Genomic DNA, 20,959 nt, shown 5'->3' with positions numbered 1-20,959 from the left:
GATTTTCTGCCATGAGCCGTTTAGTAGTGGTTTCCAACCGCGTGGCGCCCATCAAACCAGGCAAGGTGGCCGCCGGAGGTCTGGCGGTCGGCGTCTACGATGCGCTGCGCCAGGCCGGTGGCATTTGGTTCGGCTGGAGCGGCGAGATCAGCGCAACGCCTACCATCAGCACCGAAGAGGTGGGCAACATCACCTATGTCACGCTGCCGCTGAACAAGCGTGACTACGACCAGTACTACCGCGGCTTCTCCAACAACACGCTCTGGCCGATCTTCCACTACCGCATCGACCTGGCGCGCTACAGCCGCGAAGAGTACGACGGCTATCGACGGGTCAACGGCATGCTGGCGGAGAAGCTCAAGCCGCTGCTCAAGCCCGACGACATCATCTGGATTCACGACTATCACCTGATCCCCTTCGCCGAAGCCTGCCGCCAGCTGGGCATCCGCAACCGCATCGGCTTCTTCCTGCACATCCCGTTTCCCGCACCGGAAATCCTCACCGCGATTCCGCCGCACAACGAGCTGCTGAAGACGCTCTGCTACTACGACCTGATCGGCTTCCAGACCGACACCGACCGCCTGGCCTTCCAGGACTACATTACCCGTGAGGTACGCGGCGTGATCGAGCCGGACGGCAGCCTGACTGCGTACGGGCAAAACTTCCGCGCCGGGGTGTATCCGATCGGTGTGGTGCCGGACGAAATCCAGCAGCTCGCCGAAGGCTACAAAGGCCGCGCCCACCCCATGCGTCGGGCCAGCGACACCAGCCGCCAGACCATCATCTCGGTCGACCGCCTGGACTACTCCAAAGGGCTGGTGGAGCGCTTCCGTGCCTATGAAGAGTTTCTCGACCGCTATCCCAAACACCGCAACAACGTCGAGTTCCTGCAGATCGCGCCGACCTCGCGCTCCGACGTGCGCACCTATCAGCACATTCGCGAGCAGCTCGAGAGTCAGGCCGGGCATCTCAACGGGCGCCTCTCCGACCTCGACTGGACGCCGCTGCACTACCTCAACAAGAGCTATGACCGCCGCGTGCTGATGGGCCTGTTCCGCACCGCTGACGTCGGCTTCGTCACGCCGCTGCGCGACGGCATGAACCTGGTCGCCAAGGAATACGTCGCCGCGCAGGACCCGGAAGATCCCGGCGTGCTGGTGCTGTCGCGCTTTGCCGGCGCCGCGCGCGAGCTGACCTCCGCGTTGATCGTCAACCCGTACGACTGCGTCGGCATGGCCGAAGCCCTCGACCGCGCGCTGAGCATGTCCCTGGCCGAGCGCAAGGACCGCTACGAGCACCTGATGCGCGCCATCCGTGCCGCCGATCTGGATGCCTGGCGTGACAACTTCATGCGTGACCTGCGCTCGTTCGTCTCCCAGCCCAGCACCACAGTCACCGAGACGGAAGAGTTCGTCGAGCCGGACTGATTGCCCGCGCGAGCCGGCCTTGCTTGTCAAAGACCGGACCGGCTCGTAAGGTGCGGGGCCGAACCATAGGGACAACGTAGATGAGCGAGCTGGAACCGCTGTTCGAGAACAACGCCCGCTGGGCCGAGGCCATTAAGGAAGAAGACCCCACCTTCTTCGAGAAACTGTCCAAGCAGCAGGCGCCGGAATACCTGTGGATCGGCTGCTCCGATGCCCGCGTGCCCGCCAACGAGATCGTCGGCCTGTTGCCGGGCGATCTCTTTGTTCATCGCAACGTCGCCAATGTCGTGCTGCACACCGACCTCAACTGCCTGTCGGTCATCCAGTACGCGGTCGACGTGCTCAAGGTCAAACACATCCTCGTCACCGGCCATTACGGCTGCGGTGGCGTGCGCGCCTCCATGCGCGACGACCAGCTGGGCCTGATCGACGGCTGGCTGCGCAGCATCCGTGACCTCTACTACGAGCATCGCGTGCACCTCTCCAAGCTGGCCAGCGAAGAGGAGCAGGTCGACCGTCTCTGCGAGCTCAACGTCATCCAGCAGGTGGCCAACGTCAGCCACACCACCATCGTCCAGAACGCCTGGCACCGCGGCCAGCCGCTGGCCGTGCACGGCTGCATCTACGGCATCAAGGATGGCCTGTGGAAGAACCTCAACGTCACCGTCAGCGGGCTCGATCAGCTGCCGTCGCAGTACCGCCTGCGTCCGCCGCGTAACGCCTGATGAACAGCCGCCACGCCCCGGCATTCGCCGGTCTGCTCATCGCTGTGCTCTGCTGGAGCGGCAACGCGCTGGTCGCCCGTGCCTTTTACGATCAGATTCCGCCGCTGAGCCTGTCGTTCTGGCGCTGGGTGCTGGCCACCACGCTGCTGCTGCCCTTCGTGGCGAAAGGCATCTGGACCCATCGAGCGGACCTGCGTGCTGCCGGCTGGCGCTTGCCGGTAATCGCCGCGCTCGGCATTGCCAGCTACAACTCACTGCTCTATACCGCCGCGCAAAGCACCGAGGCGATCAACCTGACGCTGGTGAACACCTGCCTGCCACTGGCGACCTTTATCGGTGCGGGCTTTCTGCTCGGTGAATGGCCATTGCGCCGCGCCTGGTTCGGCATGGCCGTGGCGGCGGCGGGGCTGCTCTACCTGATCAGCCGTGGCAGCTGGCAGACGTTCGCCAGCCTGTCGTTCCAGCGCGGCGACCTCATCATGCTGCTGGCCGTGCTGGTGTGGGCGCTGTACACGCTGCTGCTGCGGCGCTGGTCCGGTTTCCTCATTGTGCCCCCGCTGGTGCTGCTCGGCGTGCTGATGCTGCTTGGGGTGCCGCTGATCCTGCCGTTCTACCTGTACGAACTGAGCCGGGTAGGGGGCTTCGCCGCCACGCCAACCAACCTCGGCGCCATCGGATACACCGCCGTGTTCGCCTCGCTGATCGCCTACCTCGCCTGGAACCACGGCGTAAAAGTCGTCGGCGCCGCCAAGGCCGCCATGGCCAGCTACCTGATGCCCGTGTTTACCGCACTGCTCGGCTGGCTGCTACTGGACGAAGCCCTGCAGCCCTTCCACTGGATCGGCGGAGCGCTGATCTTCGCCGGCTTGCTGCTGGCCACGCGGCCGTCGTTTCGCTAAGCCACAGGGCTTTCCGTGCAGCGGCCGAGCACGCCCCCGCCTAGATCACACGGGTCGAGGCAGTAGCGATCCCGATGCGGCAGCCGGCGAACGACCCACACCAAAGCTGGCCCTCGACCGTTCGTAACTAAGCGTTTGAAAAGGATAAAAAATCTGCGGGCCAGGGTTGACAGCCCAAATTCACAAGAGAATAATGCGCGCCACTTGGCTACATAGCTCAGTTGGTTAGAGCGCAGCATTCATAATGCTGATGTCCCAGGTTCAAGTCCCGGTGTAGCCACCAGACACAGAAAGGCGGTTAGCGAAAGCTAACCGCTTTTTTTGTTTTGTCCGGTGACTACACGCTGGCTACGGCTCGCTTTGGCAAGGATGCTATGAAGAATATCGCCGTATGGCTGTTCAGAACTGCAATGGTTCTAGGTGTGCTTGGGTGGTCTGCCCTTGGTTTGCTGGGTACGGAATGTCTGTTCTTTCTCGAGTCTGAAGACAACCAGACCGAATGTTTTGCCGTCGCTTTCTATGTTTATCAGCTCCTTTTGCTACCGGCGACCGTGTTGTCGCTCGTTGCTTTTGTATGGCTGACGAGGCGGCAGCACAATGCGGCTTTGCTCTTGATCATCATCCCGTTTCTGTTTGTTAAGTTTCACTTGTTCTGAGTCGGAGCCTTCGCTTCTGTTCGAAGTGCTTGCTCTGTAAGCGCGCAGATAAGCGAAGTGCTGATTCCAGATGATCCGCAAAAGGCGGCTCATAGCGCGTAGCCCTCGTGACTGGCGATCCTTCCTCGCGTTTAGTTGCCGCCCACTAGACATCCCAAGGCCCCTGGCCAAAGCTAGCCGCCTTTTTCGTCCCATCTATTTGCTGTTCCGTTTACCGAGGTAAACCATGCCTGACCGTTTTGATGAAATCCGTGCAGAGCGGGATGTTCGTTCCGTGGAGCCGTCCGTTTACAACCGTGATCCCCACGCCGGATTGTGGAAGCAGATCGCGTTGGGGATTGTGGTGGGTTATCTGGCGTTGGGCGTTTTGAGTGCCGTGGGTTGGGCGGTGTTTGCGCGGTTTGCGTTGGGTAGTCTGCAGATTGCTGTGCTGTGAAGGTTAGGGCGATAGGCTAGTGAGCAGAGTCTTGTGAAGGCCGCGGTATCAGAGGGCTGTGGCGCCTTAGGTAGCCGTTGACGCTGCCCATGGCTCGGCGCAGAATCGGCGCCATTTCGCGGGGAGCAATCCTCCGCTAGCGGTTTTTCTTTGCTGTCTTAAGGGCGTGTGATGAATACGTTGCTATCTGCGGTCTCGGTGGTGGTTTGTGTGCTGGCAATCAGTGCGGGTGTGATGCTGGATGTTCGCAGTAAGCCGAGCGATGAGGCGAAGCGGGCGTATACCGCGGAGCGGGTGAACGAGATTCTGCGGCGCGGCCCCAAGCAGGGCTGAGTCGAGAGGCGAAGCAACGGATAGAAGAAGAGGCGGCCCGAGGGTCGCCTTTTTCATGCCCGGAAAAAAGCCGGGCGCGGGGCCCGGCGAAGTCCAACGAGGAGAGGTGCTGCGGCGTGGTGCTTACCAGAGTGGCAGGCTGTAGCTGACGATGAAGCGGTTCTCGTCCAGGTCGCTCTGGAAGTTGCTGCGCGTGGTGGCGTTGCGCAGCTTGAAGCCGAGGTTCTTCAGCGGGCCGCTCTGGATGACGTAGGCGATGTCGGTGTTGCGCTCCCAGGTCTTGCCTTCGCTGGCGCCGGCGCCACGGTCGACGTTGTCACCGGAGACGTAGCGGGTCATCAGGCTCAGCCCGGGAATGCCCATGGCGGCGAAGTCGTAGTCGTAGCGGACCTGCCAGGAACGCTCGTCCTGGTTACCGAAGTCGTTGATCTGCAGCAGGTTGATCAACGCGTTATCGCCACCGGCGACGTAGGCGAAACCGGTATCGCCGCTCATGTGCTGGTAACCGCCAGTAAAGGCGTGACCGCCATGCTTGTAGGTGAACAGCGCGCCGAAGGCATCGTTGTCGACGTTGCTGCCGCCATCGTCGGTGGAGCGTACATAGCGCAGGTCGGTCTTGAAGCTCTGCGACTCGCCGATCGGCAGCACATGGACCAAGCTGAGGTTGTGCTGGTCGTAGATGCCGTCCAGCCCACCGTAGTAGTAGCTGGTGCTGAGCTCGGGCGACCAGGCGTAGCGCGCGCCGGCGAAGAGGAATTCGTCGCTGCTGGTCTGGCTGCCGAACTGGATGTTGCGGCGGCCGCCGTTGAAGGCGGTCATTTCCTCGTTATCCGAGGAGTTGCGCTGGTTGACGCGGTCGAGCTTGCCGAGGTCCAGGGTCAGGCCTTCGATCTCCTTGCTCTGCAGCCAGGCGCCGCGATAGGTCTGCGGCAGCAGGCGGCTGTCGTTGCGCATCACCACCGGCAGGATCGGTTGCAGGGTGCCGACGTGCAGGGTAGTAGCGGATAGCTTTGCCTTGGCCGTGATGCCAGCGGAGCCGTAGTCGTCCTGGGCGCGGTTGGGCGCTTCGCGGTCGCTCTGCAGGATGCCGGTGCCGACGCGGTCGGGGCTGGAATCGAGCTTCACTCCGAGCAGGCCGATGGCGTCGACGCCGAAGCCGATCGGGCCTTCGGTGTAGCCGGATTCCATTTTCAGCATGAAGCCCTGGGCCCATTCCTCGGCCTTGGATTGGCCGTCGCCGGAGCGGAAGTCGCGGTTCATGTAGAAGTTGCGCAGGTCGATGCTGGCCTTGCTGTCTTCGACGAAGGCGGCGCTGGCTGGGCCGGTGGCGATCACTACGGCGCCGCCGCAGAGGATGTGGCAGAGGGATTTGTGGTGCGGTCGCATGGTATTTCCTCTTGTTGTTGTTTTGGGCCGCTCTCGGGCGGCTACAGGGCATAGAGCGAAAGGCGTGCCAGTGGCGGGAGTACCGGCTTTGATCGGCTGAATGCCGCGCGCCAGAGCGGTTGCGTGGTGCGGTGGCAGGCCTCGGGTGCGGTCAGCGAAGCGTCCGGCTGGCTGGACATGTATGGCGTGCGGCCAGCTTTGGCGGGGCGGTGTCCAGCGCTGCGGACGGTTGAGGGAGGGCGCCGGCCCGGGAGCTGGCGCCGGTCAGCTGCTAGCGGGCGCCCTTACGGCTCTGTACGCAAACGAAGCTCGATGCGGCGTTCACATCGCCCTTGCCGACGTACTTCGGCCAGCCGGGGTATTCGCACAGCGGGCGGGTGCGGCCGGGCACGCCGACGCTATCGGCGACGACCTGTTTGCGCGGCGCACGACCCTGTTCGACCCAGTCTTCCAGTGCGCTCAGCGAATCCCAGGCGGCGTTGAACACGGTGCTGGCGGCGTGGCCGTAGCCGGGGATCTCGTAGTAGCGCAGGAAGCGCTGTGTCTTGCCTGGTCCCATGTCGCGGCGCACGCGCTCGTAATACTCGGCGGTGGCGCGGGTGCTCACCAGCTGGTCGGAGCTGCCGTGGGCCATGAGGATCTTGCCGCCGTTGCGGGCGAAGGCGGAAAGGTCGGTCCGGTTGACGTCCTGGCGCAGCGACAGCTCGCTGATGCGCGCCTGCCATGGGCCGGGGTTCTGCGGGTCGAGGGTCAGCGAGTTGAAGGTGGGGTTGCGCGTCACGAAGAAGCGCACCCATTCATCCCAGAAGCCGGAATGGTAGGGCGCGCCCTCGGCGAAGCCGGTGCCGTGCACGGGCATCGGATAGCTCGGCTGCAGGGTGTTGAGGCCGAGGCGGTTGACCACCAGCTGCAGGCCTTCCCCCGGCCGGCCGAGGTCGGTGCCCCAGGTGTTGAAGCCGGGGTAGTGGGTCTCGCCGCTGGCCAGCCGGAAGTTGAAGCGGATCGGGCTGTTGAACACCCGCAGCGCCTGGATTTGCGCATCCGACAGGCAACGCTGCGAGGTGTCGGCACCGCCCGGGCAGCGCAGCGGTTTGCCGTTGAGCTTGGCACGGGCCGGGTCGAACTGCGTATTGCACGCGGCCTGATGGCTGATCACGCCGTCGCGCACGCCATCCAGCTTGTCGCAGGCCTGCATCGCGGCTTCCAGCAGTGCGGCGCGTTTTTCCAGGCTGGGAAAGGCGCCGGGCTGGGCGAGGGCGCGGGTGATGCGGCCGAACTGCAGGTCCAGCGCCAGGGCGTTGTAGGCGGGGTAGAGGACGATGGCGCCGTGGAAGTCGGTCGGCCATTGCTGCACCACGGCCAGCGCCTCGCGGCCACCGGTGGAGCCGCCGGCGAAATAGCTGCGCTCGGGCGCGGCGCCGTAGCGTTGTTCGATCAGGTAGATGGCGGTATCGCGGGTCTTCTTCAGCGCATCGTGAGCGTAGTTGGCCAGCGCTTCGTCATTCCAGGCGAAGGAGCCGGGGCTCAGCGGATCGGCGACATGCCCGGAATCGCTGCCGAACACCGCGTAGCCACGGCCGAGCGGCGTGGGTTGATCGACCGGGCCGGCGGGTACGTTGCCGGCGACGTTCGGTACCGTGCCGTTGTAACCGCCGCCGCCAAACATCATCGCTTTGCGGTTCCACTGTTCGGGCAGCACCAGGCGCATGCGGATTGCCGGTGCGGCGGGGTCGACCGGGCGAATCTCGGCGCTGACATCGCAATAGGCGCCAAAGGTCTGCGGTGCGCTGCCCCCGGCTGCCACCGGGGTCGCCGCGGTGACGTGGGCACCGCTAGTGGGCAGGCCGATGGCCTGGGCCGGGATCTCGCGGCCCAGCAGTTCGGTACAGGTTGCCGCCTGAGCGGACTGGCTGGCCAGCAGCGCCACGGCGAGGGAGGCCAGGGGCAGGGAACAGCGCGCAAGCGAGTTGCAGGATGAATGCATCATTGAGGCTTTCCTTCTTCTTGTTGTCGGGCCGTGCGCCACGCGGGCGCAGCAGCGCTCAAGCCAATGCCATGCCACCGCCACGGACGCACGCGCAGCAGGCGATGGCCGGTCGCCGCGCTTGCGGCGAAGGCTCTGGCGCAGGGATCGGGTCGATAACGGGGAAGGTTGCGCGGGGTGCCTGGGGCTCAGGCGGGCGAGGCAGGGTGTCCGGTGCGCTGGACGACTGTCCGCCGCGCCGGACACTCAGGTGGCTAGTTGTAGCGGCCGTTCAGCCCGCCGACGCTGTAGCGCCCGGCGCCGAGCAGCAGGATGGCCAGCGAGCCGAACAGGAACAGACCCTGCAGTTCGATGGCCCAGCCACCCATCGGCCCGATGTCGAACAGTTCGGCCCGGTGCGCCAGGGCGAGGGCGACGACCATGTTGCCCAGCATCAGCAGGGCTCCGAGGCAGGTGTACAGGCCGACGATCACCAGCAGCGGGCCGACCACTTCGCCCAGGAACACGCCATAGGCGAGAAAGGCCGGCAGCCCCATGCCGGCCAGCATGCCGCCGATGCCGTCCACGCCATGCAGCAGCTTGTGGATGCCATGCAGCAGCATCAGTACGCCGACCGAGAGCCTGAGAACCAGTTTGCCTGCATCGTCTGTCATCGTTGCGCGTCCCCTTGCGGCGCCGGGAATCGGCGGCCCTGCCTCCAATGTAGATCAGCCGCTTTGACATTGCCGACTCGCCACTGGCGGCCAGCCCTCGGACTAGACCGCTCAGCGCTGGCTCAGGCCGTGTTGCTGCAGCTTGCTGTAGAGGCTGGCGCGGGAGATGCCGAGTTCCATCGCGGCACGGCGGCGGTTGCCCTTGCAGGCGAGCAATGCGCTTTGCAGCGCGCGACGCTCGGCCTGGGCGATGGTCTGGGCCAGCGGTTGCAGCGGCAGTTCTTCGAGACTGGCTGCCGCTGCGGCTTGAGCAGGTGGAGACACGGCTGCCAGATGGCTGCTGGCGTCTACTGAGCGTGCCTGATCGCCGAGCAATGGCATCAAGTGTGCCGCCTGCAGCTGCGGGCCATCGGCGGACAGCTGTGCGCGTTCCAGCAGGTTGCCCAGCTCACGCACGTTGCCGCGCCAGGGTTGCGCGCAGAGCAGCGCCAACGCCTCCGGGCTCAGCTCCATGGGTGGCTGCCCGGAGCGGTTGGCGATGTCGTCGAGCAGATGTTCGACCACGGCGGGGATATCGCTGCTGCGCTCGCGCAACGGCGGCACGCGCAGGGCCAGGACATTGAGGCGGTAGTAGAGGTCGTCGCGGAACTGGCCGGCGGCGACCTTGGCTTCCAGATCGATATGCGTGGCGGCGATCACCCGCACGTTGAGCGCCTTGACCTGGTTGGAGCCGAGCGGCTCGACTTCCTGCTCCTGCAGTACGCGCAAGAGCTTGGCCTGCAGCGGCAGCGGCAGGTCGCCGATCTCGTCAAGGAACAGCGTGCCGCCGTTGGCCACTTCGAACTTGCCGATGCGCGCCTTGCGGTCGGCGCCGGTAAAGGCGCCGGGAGCGGTGCCGAACAGTTCGGCCTCCACCAGGCTTTCCGGAATCGCCGCGACGTTGACCGCGACGAAGGGCCCGCGTGCCCGCGGCGAGAGGTTATGGATGCCCTGGGCCAGCAGCTCCTTGCCGGTGCCGGTCTCGCCACGCAGCAGCACCGTGGCATCGAGCTGGGCGGCGCGCCGGGCCTGGCGCTTGATCTCGCTGGCGGCCGGGCTGTTGCCGATGAAGCCGGCGATGGTGTAGCGCGCCCGGCGCGCCTTGGCCAATTCGTTCTGGGTGGCCACCAGCTGGGTCTGCAGGCTGGTGTACTTGGACATCAGCGGCTTGAGATGCCGCGCGCGGTCGAACAGCACGAAGCCCAGCGCGCCGACCAGGGTGCCGTCCTCGTCGCGCAGCGGAATGCGGGTGACGACGAAGTGCTCGTCGCCGAAGGCCATCAGGTCGAGCATGCTCGGCTGGCCGCTTTCCACCACCTCGCGCAGGCGGCTGGCCGGCAGCACTTCCTCGATCTCCTTGCCGAGCACGCTGGATGGGTCGCGGATGCCGACCTTCTCGGCGTACTTGTCGTTGATCCAGACGATGCGCGCCTGGCGGTTGACCGCGATGGTGCCCTCGCACTGCGCGTTCAGGTGATCGAACAGCAGCGGCATGGCCACGGCACGGAAGCGTTCCGGGGAAACGCCAACGATCAGGCCGTGGTTGTCGAGTGCGTCGCGGGCAATGCTCATGGGCAGTCAGGTCCGTTCTTGGTCGGCCGATTATGGTTGGCCCCGGCTGCCACGGGCAAGGCAGCCGGCTGGCTCAGGGCTGGGAATACACTTCGTTGGGCAGCCAGGTGGCCAGCGGGGCGAAGTAAAACACCAGGGCCAGGCCGATCAGCTGGATGACGATGTAGGGCAGCACGCCGAGGTAGACATCGCGGGTGGTGATGCCAGGCGGGCAGACGCCCTTGATGTAGAACAGCGCGAAGCCCACCGGCGGCGTGAGGAACGAGGTCTGCAGGCACAGCGCGAAAAGGATCGCGAACCACAGCGGATCGACGCCCATGGAAAACAGCACCGGCGCCACCAGCGGCAGGATGATCAGGGTGATCTCCACCCAGTCGAGGAAGAACCCCAGCAGGAAAGTGATCGCCAGCACCGTGAGCAGCACGCCGGTCTGGCCGAACGGCAGGCCGGTGAGCGCCGCGCGGATCACATCATCGCCACCCAGACCGCGCAGCACCGCAGCGAACACCGTGGCGCCGATAAAGATGCCGAAGATGAACGCGGCGGTGCGGCTGGTCTGGTACAGCGCATCCTTGAGCACCGGCAGATTCAGGCGTCGGCTGGCCGCGGCCATCAGCAAGGCCCCGAAGGCGCCGACTGCCGAAGCCTCGGTGGTGGTGGCGATGCCAAAGAAGATCGAGCCGAGCACGGCGAAGATCAGCGCCAGCGGCGGCACCACGGCCCAGAACACGTCGAGCAGCGCGCGGGCGTCGAGCTTCGGCCGGTTGGCCGGAGCCGGGGCGAAGTCCTTTTTCAGCCAGGCGACGACCACGATGTAGAGGATGTACATCAGCGCCAGCATCATCCCGGGGATCAGCGCGCCCATGAACAGCTTGCCCACCGAGGCTTCCGAGGTGCCGAGGCGGTCGGCCATCAGCACCAGCATGATGCTCGGCGGAATCAGGATGCCCAGCGTCCCCACCGAGCAGGCGGTGCCGACGGCGAGGCTCTTGTTGTAGTTGGCCTGCAGCATCGGCCCGATGGAAAGCATGCCGAGCAGTGCCACCGAGGCACCGACGATGCCGGTGGAGGCGGCGAGCAGGATGCCGACCACCACCACCGTTACCGCGTAGCCGCCACGCAGCGGGCCGAGTACGCGCACCAGGCTGTGCATCAGGCGTTCGGCGATGCCGGAGCGGTCGAGCATGATGCCCATGAAGATGAACAGTGGCAGGGCCACCATCAGCTCATTGGCGACGATGCCGTAGATGCGCGCGTCGAGCACGCCGATGGTGCCGTCCCAAGTGAACCAGAGATTGGCGTCGAAGTGTTCCACCAGCAGATAGCCGAGCACGGCGAACAGCAGGCCGATGCCGGCCAGCGACCAGGCGACCGGAAAGCCGAGCAGCAGCAGGCCCATAAAGCTGGCGAACATGGCGATGACGAGGATTTCTTCCAGACCCATGATTGCGACTACTCCATCAGGGCTGCGAACGAACGCGGTCGCGCTCGTCCGAGGGGGCCGTCAGGGCCCGCGGGAAATTGAACAGCAGGGTGCTGCAGCGCAGCGCGCGGGACAGCAGCGCCAGTGCCACCAGCAGCAAGCCCAGCGGCAGCACGCTCTTGAAGATGAAGCGGTAGGGCAACCCACTCGGCGCCTGGGAACGCTCGTTGTAGAGGTAGGCCTTGTAGGCGTAGGGGATCAGCGCATCGATCATCAGCGCGATCACCGGCAGGGCCAGCAGCAGGATGGCGATCAGCTCGATCCAGGCCTGACTGCGCAGGCTGAAGCGTTCGCGCAGCACGTCGACACGCACATGGTCGTCGCGCACCACGGCATAGGCGAGGGCGAGCATCAGGGCGGCGCCGAACAGGTGCCAGGACAGTTCCTCCAGCGCAATGGAGCCGCGTGAGAGCGCGAAGCGGCTGAACACATTGGCCAGCACGACCAGCAGCACCGCCAGCCAGAGCCAGGCGCTGGCTTCGCCGATGGCCACCAGCAGACGATCCAGCGGCCGCGAGATGCGGTTGTACGGCAGCGCGTCGGGCGCTGGCGCATCGGGAGAGACGGGCTTGAAGGACACGGCGGACCTCGAAATCTCGACACAAGGGATAGGAGGCGGGCACGCTACCGTGCCCGCGGGTTAGTGGCCTGTTTGGTAAGTCTGGTTGGTCAATTTCGGCGCCCATGGCCCCGATGCAGCGTTGCTGCTCAATGCCTCAACCCACTCACCGCACAGGCCACAGCGCGTAGCCGTCAGTCGTACTTGTAGAAGTCGCGCGGCAGGTAGCCCATGCCGTGCCAGATCGAGTGGTGCTTCATGAACTCGCGCTGGCTGGTCAGCACGCGCTTGAACATCTCGTCCTTGGCGGCCATCTCGTCGAGCACTTCATCGGTGACCTTCTGCAGCTCGCGCAGTACCGGCTCAGGCAGTACCTGGGCCTTCACACCCTGCTTCTGGTAGTCACGCAGGGCGGTCGGCTGGGCCCACTCGCTTTCGGCGAAGCCCTTGAGGGTGGCCGACTCGCAACCCATCTCGATCAGCGCGCGACTTTCCGGCTTGAGCTTGTCCCAGACGTCCTTGTTCACCAGCAGGTGCGAGGTAGTCAGCGTCTGGTGCCAGCCGGGCATGATGTAGTTCTTGATGATCTGGTCCAGGCCCAGCATCTTGTCCACCGCCGGCTGCGAGAACTCGGTGGCGTCGATGGTCTTGCGCTCCAGCGCCTGGTAGATCTCGCCGCCCGGCACCATGGTCACCGAGGCGCCGAGCTTTTCCAGCACCTTGCCGCCGATGCCGGCGAAGCGGATGCGCAGGCCGTCGAAGTCCTCCAGCTTCTCGATGGGCTTGGCGAACCAGCCGGCACCTTCCGGGCCGATGATGCTGCACAGCATCGGGTGGATGTTGCGCTGGGCATAGATCTCCTCGAGCAGCTTCTTGCCGTCGCCCTGGTAGTACCAGGCCAGGTGCGCCGGCGGCTCCATGTTGAATGGCGCGCCGGAGTACAGCGGCAGGGCCGGAATGGTGCCCTGGTCGTAGCCGATCCAGGTGTAGCCGGCCGGGTACTTGCCGCTGCTAACCGCATCCATGATCTCGAACGGCGGCACCAGCTCGCCCGGCTCGTAGTAGCGCAGCTGGATATCACCGCCGGACACCGCCTTGAGTGATTCGGACAGATGCTTGACCGGTGTGGAGAGGCCGATCAGGTGCGAGGGGAAGGCCAGCGGCACCTGCCAGCGGATCTTTTCCGCGGCACTGGCGACGCCACTGAGCAGGCTGGCGCCGAGTAGGGTGGTGGCGCCGATGGCGCAGGCGATACGGGAGAGTTTGTTCTTGGTCGACATGCAGGTTTCCTTCTTGTTGTTGTTCTGGTGCCCGAGGGCGGACGCGTAACCGCCCGTGGGTCGAGGGCGTTAACAGGCCAGAACAAGAACAGAGGCCGAGCCGATGCTGCCGATCCGGCGCCAGTCTTGTTCTTTGGTTTGTTCTGGCGTCGTAGGCTGGATTGCAGGTTCTGTGCCTATCGCCCGCGGATGAGGAAAGGCGCGGTCTGCAGCGGCGTTCGAATGTTTGCAGGGCGATAGCGGTGTCCGCTGCGGCAGACACTGCTCAGGAGGAAATGCGGCAGTGTCCGAAATTCTGGAACATGTCCAGTTATGTGGACGACTGAATAGCTGACTGCGGGCAAACGAAATCCGGCGTTGCGCGGGACGCGACGCCGGATGAGAGAAATGGGGGAGAGGAGAGCGATCAGCTGGCGGCTTGTTTGGCCAGGGTATTTTCCAGGGCGGTGCGGCAGCGTTCCTCGGCGGTGTCCAGCTCCAGCTGCATCTGCTGGATGTCGAGCAGCTGCTGCTCCAGCTGCTGGCGCCGCTCGGCGATCATCTGCAGCATGATGTTCAGCTGCTTCTGGTTGCCGGCCTTGGGGTCGTACAGCTCGATCAGCGTCTTGCATTCGGCCAGCGAGAAGCCGATGCGCTTGCCGCGCAGGATCAGCTTCAGCGCGACGCGATCCTTGCCTGAATAGATGCGTTCCTGACCGCGGCGGGTCGGCGTGAGCATGCCCTGTTCTTCGTAGAAGCGGATGGCGCGAGTGGTGATATCCAGCTCGTTGGCCAGGTCGGAAATGCTGTAGGTCTGTTTAGCCATGATTCTTCCGATCATCCTCTGTCACGCCCGGCGAACCGGGCGCGTGTCTGCCAGCATGCCCTGCCGCGACGGTGCGCTCAGGGGCGTTCGACTGCCAAGGCTACTCCCTGGCCACCACCGATGCACAGTGTTGCCAGGCCCTTGCGAACATCGCGACGCTGCATCTCGTGCAGCAGGGTCACCAGGATGCGGCAGCCCGAGGCGCCGATCGGGTGGCCGAGGGCAATGGCGCCGCCGTTCACGTTGACCTTATCGGCATCCCAGCCCAATTCCTTACCGACTGACAGCGCCTGCACGGCGAAGGCTTCGTTGGCTTCGATCAGGTCCAGTTCGGCCAGCGACCAGTTGGCTTTCTCCAGGCAGCGGCGGGTAGCGGAAACCGGGCCGATGCCCATGATCGCCGGGTCGACGCCCGCGTTGGCGTAACCGGCGATCTTCGCCAGTACCGGCAGGCCCAGGGCCTCGGCCTTGCTGGCGCTCATCAGCACCACCGCGGCGGCGCCGTCGTTGAGGGTCGAAGCGTTGCCGGCGGTGACGCTGCCGTCCTTCTTGAACGCTGCGCGCAGACCGCCGAGGGAATCGGCCGTGGTGCCGGCGCGGGGCTGCTCGTCACGGGCGAAGGCGAGCGGATCGCCCTTGCGCTGCGGGATCAGCACCGGGGTGATCTCGGCATCGAAGCGGCCGCTTTCGATGGCGGCGGCGGCACGCTGCTGCGATTGCGCGGCGAAGGCGTCCTGCTGGGCGCGGTCGATGCCGTACTTGTCGGCCAGGTTCTCGGCGGTAATGCCCATGTGGTAGTCGTTGAAGGCATCCCACAGGCCGTCGGTGATCATGCTGTCGACCATCTGCGCGTGGCCCATGCGCAGGCCGGTGCGCGCGCCGGGCATGACGTAGGGCGCCAGACTCATGTTCTCCATACCGCCAGCGATGACCACCTCGGCGTCGCCGCAGCGGATCGCCTGCACGGCCAGATGCACGGCCTTGAGGCCCGAGCCGCAGACTTTGTTCAGCGTCAGGGCCGGTACGGCATGCGGCAGGCCGGCCTTGATCGATGCCTGGCGTGCGGTGTTCTGCCCGGCGCCGGCGGTGAGCACATGGCCGAGGATGACTTCATCGACCTGGGCCGGATCGATGCCGGTTTTTTCCAGCAGGGCGCGGATCACGGTGGCGCCCAGCTCGACCGCCGGCACATTGGCCAGCGCGCCCTGGAAACTGCCGATGGCGGTGCGGGTTGCAGCTACGATGACGACGTCTTGCATGACGGACTCCGAATAAAAAAGCGTTACGCCGGGGCGTAACGCGAGGGCCAGACACGCGGCCTGGCTCCGGGAAAGGGTGCCCTCGAACGACAGGGGGCAAGCCGTTGGTCAGCGCGCTGGCAGACCGGTCAATGCCGCAGTATACGGGCGCCTCAGTGACTGGCCAGTGCTGGCGGGCAGCCGGCTCGAGGGCGTTCGGGGCAGGCGGGAAGACGCGGCGGACAAGGGATGCTCCGGCGTTCTTCCCGCACGCTGGCTTCAGCGCTGGATCGGGCTGCAGGTAGCCTCTTGCAGCTCATCGAAGCTGACGCCTTCGGCCAGTTCGACCAGCTTCAGGCCTTGCTCGGTGACGTCCAGTACGCCGAGGTCGGTGATGATCCGGTCGACCACGCCGAGGCCGGTCAGCGGCAGATCGCAAGCCGGCAGGATCTTGTGCGCGCCGCCCTTGGCAGTGTGCTCCATCAGCACCACGACGCGCTTGACGCCGGCCACCAGGTCCATCGCGCCGCCCATGCCCTTGACCATCTTGCCGGGGATCATCCAGTTGGCCAGGTCGCCCTTTTCCGACACCTGCATGGCACCGAGGATGGCCAGGTTGATGTGACCGCCGCGGATCATCGCGAAGCTTTGCGCGTTGTCGAAGAAGCTCGAGCCGGGCAGCGCGGTGACGGTCTGCTTGCCGGCGTTGATCAGGTCCGGGTCGATCTCTTCCTCGGTCGGGAAGGGGCCGATGCCGAGCAGACCGTTCTCGCTCTGCAGCCAGACGTCCATGCCCTCGGGGATGTAGTTGGCGACCAGGGTCGGCAGGCCGATACCGAGGTTGACGTAGAAGCCGTCCTGCAGCTCCTGGGCGGCGCGCTGCGCCATCTGTTCACGTGTCCAGGCCATGGTCTCAGCTCCTCACCGTGCGTTTTTCGATGCGTTTTTCCGGGTTCGGGTTGTGCACGATGCGATGCACGTAGATGCCCGGCAGGTGGATCTGGTCCGGGTCCAGCTCGCCGGTCTCGACGATCTCCTCCACCTCGACGACGCAGACCTCGCCGGCCATCGCTGCCAGCGGGTTGAAGTTACGCGCGGTCTTGCGAAACAGCAGGTTGCCGGCCTTGTCGGCCTTCCACGCCTTGACCAGGGCCAGGTCCGCGGTGAGGGATTCCTCCATCACGTACCACTCGCCTTTGAACTGGCGGGTCTCCTTGCCTTCGGCCACCAGGGTGCCGTAACCGGTCTTGGTGTAGAACGCCGGGATGCCCGCGCCGCCGGCACGCAGCTTCTCGGCCAAGGTGCCCTGCGGGGTAAATTCCAAGGCCAGCTCGCCGGCCAGATACTGGCGCTCGAACTCCTTGTTCTCACCCACGTAGGAGGAAACCATCTTGCTGATCTGCCGCGTCTCCAGGAGCAGGCCGAGACCGAAGCCGTCGACGCCGGCGTTGTTGCTGATGGCAGTCAGGTCTTTCTTGCCGCTGTCGCGCAGGGCGGCGATCAGCTGCTCGGGAATGCCGCACAGGCCGAAGCCGCCGACGGCGATAGTCATGCCGTCCTGAACCAACCCTTCCAGGGCGTGGGCGGCGCTGGGGTAAATCTTGTTCATGAATTACCTCTACTTGTTGTTCTGTCTGCGCCGGGCGCTACCTGAATGGGCGCCCGACGAATAGGGTTTAGCAAGAACGATGCCGCTAACCGGCTTGCCTGGCGCGGGCTACCCGCGAACCGTTGACACGCCCCAGCAGCTGGCTGATGCGCTGGCCGGCGGCGATCAACGCATCGAGGTCGATGCCGGTGGCTATGTCCAGCCCGTTGAACATGTACAGCACGTCTTCGCTGGCGACATTGCCGCTGGCGCCTTTGGCGTAGGGGCAACCGCCGAGGCCGGCGACCGAGCTGTCGAACACCGCGATGCCTTCCAGCAGGCTGGCATAGATATTCGCCAGCGCCTGGCCATAGGTGTCGTGAAAATGCCCGGCGAGTCGTTCGCGTGGCACTTCACGAGCTACCGTGTCGAATAGCGTGCGGGTCTTGCCCGGCGTGCCGGTGCCGATGGTGTCGCCAAGGGAAACCTCGTAGCAGCCCATGGCGTAAAGCTCGCGGGCGACTTCGGCGACCTTGGCCGGTGCCACCTCACCTTCGTAGGGGCAGCCAAGCACGCAGGAAACGTAGCCACGCACACGGATGTCCTGCTCGCGGGCTGCCTCCATCAGCGGCGCGAAGCGCGCCAGGCTCTCAGCGATGGAGCAGTTGATGTTCTTCTGCGAGAAGGCTTCGGAGGCGGCACCGAACACCGCGACCTCCTTCACACCGGCCTCAATCGCCGCTTCCAGCCCCTTCATGTTCGGCGTCAGCGCCGCGTAGGTGACGCCCGGCTTTTGCTGGATCTGCGCGAAGACCTCGGCGGAGCCCGCCATCTGCGGCACCCATTTGGGCGAGACGAAGCTGCCGACTTCGATATAGGACAGCCCGGCGGCGCTCAGGTCGTCCACCAGGCGCACCTTGTCCGCCACGCTGATCGGCTGCTGCTCGTTCTGCAGACCGTCGCGCGGGCCGACTTCCACCAGCCGGACCTGTTTGGGCAGGCTCATATGTCCTCCTGGGGTGAGCGCGATTGGCGCGCTCACCGGTTTATTTCTGTCATCCGGCATCCGGACGGGGCCGGTGCCTGGTGTCGGTGGAAAAGCCTGCGGCGTTTTCCACCCTATGGCCTTGCGTTCATGCGTAGGGTGGACAACGGCGAAGCCTTGCCCACCTTGTGCATCCTTCAGGCCTCTTCCATCTCCAGCAGCACCGCGCCTTCGCTGACCATCTCGCCTTCGCTGCAGAACAGGCTCTTGACCACGCCGGCCTCGGCACTGCGGATGCTGTGTTCCATCTTCATCGCTTCCAGCACGATCAGTGCGGTGCCGGCCTCGACATGCTGGCCGGCCTCCACCAGTACACGAACGATGCTGCCGTTCATCGGCGCGGTCAGGCCGCCGTGATGCTGGTGGCTTGCTTCGGCTTCTGCGATGGGGTCGAAGGCGCGCACGGCCAGCCATTCGCCGTTCCACTGCAGATACAGCGCACCACCCTGGCGGATCGCCCTGGGCGTGCGCGCGTTTGGCTGCTGCGCTGCGGGATCGACCTTCAGCCGGCGGCTCTCGCCATTGCACTGCAGATGCAGGCTGATCTGCGCCGGCATGCCGAAACGCAGCCCGCTGCGCTTGGACCACGGCGAATGGGCATCGTCGCCGCGAACGGTGGCCGGCTCGCTCTGCACGAAGCACTCGGCAGCCTGTTGCCAGAAGGCATCGGACAGCTCGCCGGCCGGACGCAGCAGTTCGCTTTCGTGGCGTGGAATAAAGCCGGTATCCAGCTCGGCCTCGGCGAATGCGCGGTGGCCGACGACGCGGCGCAGGAAGGCGAGGTTGGTGCGCACGCCGCCGACGGCGGTCTCGTCGAGCATGGCCAAGAGGCGCAGACGCGCTTCCTCGCGGTTCTCGCCCCAGGCGATCAGCTTGCCGAGCATGGGGTCGTAGAACGGCGACACCGTATCGCCCTCGGCGACGCCGCTGTCGACGCGACGCCCCGGGCCTTCCGCCGCTTCACGGTAGAGCTCGAGGGTGCCGGTGGCCGGGAGGAAATCGTTGTCCGGGTCTTCGGCGTACAGCCGCACTTCGATGGCATGACCGATCAGCGGCACCTGCGCCTGGCTGATCGGCAGCGGCTCGCCGCGGGCGACGCGAATCTGCCAGGCAACCAGATCGAGGCCGGTGATGGCCTCCGTGACCGGGTGCTCGACCTGCAGGCGGGTATTCATCTCCATAAAGAAGAATTCGCCGCGGGCATCGAGCAGGAACTCCACCGTGCCGGCACCGACGTAGCCGATCGCCTGCGCCGCCTTTACCGCCGCCTCACCCATGGCGCGGCGCAATGCCGGGGTCAGGCCGGGCGCCGGCGCTTCCTCGATGACTTTCTGATGGCGGCGCTGGATCGAGCAGTCGCGCTCGTTGAGGTACAGGCAGTTGCCGTGCTGGTCGGCGAATACCTGGATCTCCACGTGACGCGGCTTGAGCACGTATTTCTCGACCAGCATGCGCGAATCGCCGAACGACGACTGCGCCTCGCGCTGGGCGGAGGCCAGCGCTTCGGCCAGATCGGCCTCGCGCTCGACCACCTTCATGCCCTTGCCGCCACCGCCGGCGGTGGCCTTGAGCAGCACCGGGTAGCCGATGGTCTCGGCGGCGGCGCGGAAGGTTTCGTAGTCCTGGGCCTGGCCGTGATACCCCGGCACCAGCGGTACGCCGGCTTCTTCCATCAGCGCTTTGGCGGCGGACTTGCTGCCCATGGCGTCGATGGCAGAGGCGGGCGGGCCGAGGAAGATCAGCCCGGCCTGTTCGATGGCGCGAGCGAACTCGGCGTTCTCCGAGAGGAAGCCGTAGCCCGGGTGGATCGCCTGGGCACCGCTGGCGCGGGCTGCTTCGATCAGCTTGTCGATGCGCAGGTAGCTCTCGGCCGGCTTGGCGCCGCCGAGGTCTATGCGGATATCGGCTTCGCGGGCGTGGCGCGCGCTGGCGTCGATGGCGCTGTGCACGGCAACGGTGGTCAGGCCCATGGCCTTGGCGGTGCGCATCACACGGCAGGCGATCTCGCCGCGGTTGGCCACCAGCAGGGTATCGATAGGACGATTCATTACTTGTTCTCCTGCCAGGCCGGCTTACGTTTTTCCAGGAAGGCGCTCAGGCCTTCCTGACCTTCCGGGCTGGTGCGCAGGCGCGCGATGGCCTGTTCGGTGGTCTGGCGCAGGTCGGCGTCGAAATCGCCGTCGCCCACCTCCAGTAATAGCTCCTTGCAGGCCTTGAGCGCCTGCGGGCTGTTGAGCAGCAGGTTGTCGACCCATTGCTCGAGCGCGGCGTCCAGTTCACTGGCCGGATAGGTTTCGGCGAGCAGGCCCAGTTCGCGGGCGCGCTGGCCGTCGAAGCGTTCGGCGGTCAGCGCGTAGCGGCGGGCGGCGCGCTCGCCGATGGCCTTGACCACGAACGGGCTGATCACCGCCGGGGCCAGGCCGATGCGGACTTCCGACAGGCAGAACAGCGCGTCGCTGGCGCCGATGGCCATGTCGCAGCAGGCGATCAGCCCCAGCGCGCCGCCGAAGGCCGCGCCCTGCACCACGGCCAGGGTCGGCTGCGGCAGCTGGTAGAGGCGCTGCATCAGCTCGCCGAGTTCATGGGCGTCGGCGAGATTGGCCTGGTAGTCGAGCTTGGCCGACTCGCGCATCCAGCCCAGATCGGCGCCGGCGGAGAAATGCTTGCCGCGCCCGCGCAGGATCAGGAAGCGGATGCCCGCATCGTCCTGCACCTGGGCCAGCGCCGCGTTCAGTTCGCCGATCACCCGGGCGTCGAAGGCATTGTTCTTGTCCGCGCGGTTGAGCCAGAGGGTGGCCACGCCGCGCGCGTCTTTGTTCAGTTCGATGGTCTGGAAATCGGTCATCTCGGC

General features: G+C 65.5%; 20 protein-coding genes and 1 tRNA gene. 7 read left to right on the top strand and 14 right to left on the bottom strand.

Annotated features, from left to right (window positions below; translation table 11 throughout):
- Window positions 1-11 precede the first annotated feature (11 nt).
- The 7 genes from otsA (at window position 12) to UIB01_RS23305 (ending at window position 4,476) form a co-directional block, all read left to right on the top strand.
- Window positions 12-1,427, top strand: a complete 1,416-nt coding sequence (gene otsA, locus UIB01_RS16315) for an alpha,alpha-trehalose-phosphate synthase (UDP-forming) (protein WP_038662793.1) — start codon at window positions 12-14, stop codon at window positions 1,425-1,427.
- 80 nt (window positions 1,428-1,507) lie between these two features.
- Entirely contained in the window at window positions 1,508-2,152 is a 645-nt protein-coding gene (gene can, locus UIB01_RS16310) for a carbonate dehydratase (protein WP_003298965.1), read from the top strand.
- Complete coding sequence (locus UIB01_RS16305) at window positions 2,152-3,051, top strand: DMT family transporter (RefSeq protein ID WP_038662788.1); 900 nt, start codon at window positions 2,152-2,154, stop codon at window positions 3,049-3,051. The genes can and UIB01_RS16305 overlap by 1 nt, the downstream gene beginning before the upstream one ends.
- Before the next feature lie 206 nt (window positions 3,052-3,257).
- Window positions 3,258-3,334, top strand: a tRNA-Met gene (locus tag UIB01_RS16300).
- A 91-nt stretch (window positions 3,335-3,425) separates the two neighbouring features.
- Window positions 3,426-3,707: a hypothetical protein gene (locus UIB01_RS16295; RefSeq protein WP_038662785.1), complete on the top strand. Its 282-nt coding sequence runs from the start codon at window positions 3,426-3,428 to the stop codon at window positions 3,705-3,707.
- A 226-nt stretch (window positions 3,708-3,933) separates the two neighbouring features.
- A complete protein-coding gene (locus tag UIB01_RS16290; RefSeq protein WP_038662782.1) occupies window positions 3,934-4,143 on the top strand; it encodes a hypothetical protein in 210 nt (69 codons plus the stop codon).
- A 171-nt stretch (window positions 4,144-4,314) separates the two neighbouring features.
- Window positions 4,315-4,476, top strand: coding sequence for a hypothetical protein (locus tag UIB01_RS23305; protein ID WP_180983579.1), 162 nt, complete (start codon window positions 4,315-4,317; stop codon window positions 4,474-4,476).
- Between the two features lie 123 nt (window positions 4,477-4,599).
- On the opposite strand, the gene UIB01_RS16285 is transcribed toward UIB01_RS23305, so the two are convergent.
- The 14 genes from UIB01_RS16285 to UIB01_RS16220 all read right to left on the bottom strand — a co-directional run bounded on the left by UIB01_RS16285 (window position 4,600) and on the right by UIB01_RS16220 (window position 20,953).
- Window positions 4,600-5,862 carry an OprD family porin gene (locus tag UIB01_RS16285; protein ID WP_038662778.1) on the bottom strand — a complete coding sequence of 421 codons (1,263 nt, stop codon included), beginning with the start codon at window positions 5,860-5,862 and terminating at the stop codon, window positions 4,600-4,602.
- Window positions 5,863-6,133: 271 nt separating this feature from the next.
- Complete coding sequence (locus tag UIB01_RS16280) at window positions 6,134-7,849, bottom strand: tannase/feruloyl esterase family alpha/beta hydrolase (RefSeq protein WP_038662775.1); 1,716 nt, start codon at window positions 7,847-7,849, stop codon at window positions 6,134-6,136.
- Window positions 7,850-8,100: 251 nt separating this feature from the next.
- Window positions 8,101-8,499: a DoxX family protein gene (locus UIB01_RS16275; RefSeq protein ID WP_038662771.1), complete on the bottom strand. Its 399-nt coding sequence runs from the start codon at window positions 8,497-8,499 to the stop codon at window positions 8,101-8,103.
- Between the two features lie 111 nt (window positions 8,500-8,610).
- A complete protein-coding gene (locus UIB01_RS16270; RefSeq protein WP_038662768.1) occupies window positions 8,611-10,110 on the bottom strand; it encodes a sigma-54 interaction domain-containing protein in 1,500 nt (499 codons plus the stop codon).
- 73 nt (window positions 10,111-10,183) lie between these two features.
- Window positions 10,184-11,554, bottom strand: a complete 1,371-nt coding sequence (locus tag UIB01_RS16265; RefSeq protein ID WP_038662766.1) for a TRAP transporter large permease — start codon at window positions 11,552-11,554, stop codon at window positions 10,184-10,186.
- 16 nt (window positions 11,555-11,570) lie between these two features.
- Window positions 11,571-12,173, bottom strand: a complete 603-nt coding sequence (locus UIB01_RS16260) for a TRAP transporter small permease subunit (RefSeq protein ID WP_038662763.1) — start codon at window positions 12,171-12,173, stop codon at window positions 11,571-11,573.
- A gap of 173 nt (window positions 12,174-12,346) precedes the next feature.
- On the bottom strand, window positions 12,347-13,432 hold the full coding sequence (locus UIB01_RS16255) for a TRAP transporter substrate-binding protein (RefSeq protein ID WP_038662759.1): 1,086 nt from the start codon (window positions 13,430-13,432) through the stop codon (window positions 12,347-12,349).
- Window positions 13,433-13,838: 406 nt separating this feature from the next.
- Entirely contained in the window at window positions 13,839-14,237 is a 399-nt protein-coding gene (locus tag UIB01_RS16250; RefSeq protein ID WP_038662757.1) for a MerR family transcriptional regulator, read from the bottom strand.
- Between the two features lie 77 nt (window positions 14,238-14,314).
- On the bottom strand, window positions 14,315-15,496 hold the full coding sequence (locus tag UIB01_RS16245; RefSeq protein WP_038662754.1) for an acetyl-CoA C-acetyltransferase: 1,182 nt from the start codon (window positions 15,494-15,496) through the stop codon (window positions 14,315-14,317).
- Window positions 15,497-15,754: 258 nt separating this feature from the next.
- Window positions 15,755-16,384 (bottom strand): CoA transferase subunit B, encoded by a 630-nt coding sequence (locus tag UIB01_RS16240; protein ID WP_038662751.1) that lies wholly within the window; start codon window positions 16,382-16,384, stop codon window positions 15,755-15,757.
- Window positions 16,385-16,388: 4 nt separating this feature from the next.
- On the bottom strand, window positions 16,389-17,084 hold the full coding sequence (locus UIB01_RS16235; protein ID WP_038662748.1) for a CoA transferase subunit A: 696 nt from the start codon (window positions 17,082-17,084) through the stop codon (window positions 16,389-16,391).
- 85 nt (window positions 17,085-17,169) lie between these two features.
- Complete coding sequence (locus UIB01_RS16230; RefSeq protein ID WP_038662745.1) at window positions 17,170-18,069, bottom strand: hydroxymethylglutaryl-CoA lyase; 900 nt, start codon at window positions 18,067-18,069, stop codon at window positions 17,170-17,172.
- Window positions 18,070-18,245: 176 nt separating this feature from the next.
- Window positions 18,246-20,156 (bottom strand): acetyl/propionyl/methylcrotonyl-CoA carboxylase subunit alpha, encoded by a 1,911-nt coding sequence (locus UIB01_RS16225; protein WP_038662741.1) that lies wholly within the window; start codon window positions 20,154-20,156, stop codon window positions 18,246-18,248.
- On the bottom strand, window positions 20,156-20,953 hold the full coding sequence (locus UIB01_RS16220; protein ID WP_038662738.1) for a gamma-carboxygeranoyl-CoA hydratase: 798 nt from the start codon (window positions 20,951-20,953) through the stop codon (window positions 20,156-20,158). Before UIB01_RS16220 ends, UIB01_RS16225 begins: the two co-directional genes overlap by 1 nt.
- Between the last annotated feature and the right edge of the window lie 6 nt (window positions 20,954-20,959).

Source organism: Stutzerimonas decontaminans (genome assembly GCF_000661915.1).
In the GTDB taxonomy this organism is placed as follows: Bacteria; Pseudomonadota; Gammaproteobacteria; order Pseudomonadales; family Pseudomonadaceae; genus Stutzerimonas; species Stutzerimonas decontaminans.
Note: the sequence above shows the minus strand (reverse complement) of the source record. Positions and strands in the feature narration are given on the sequence as shown.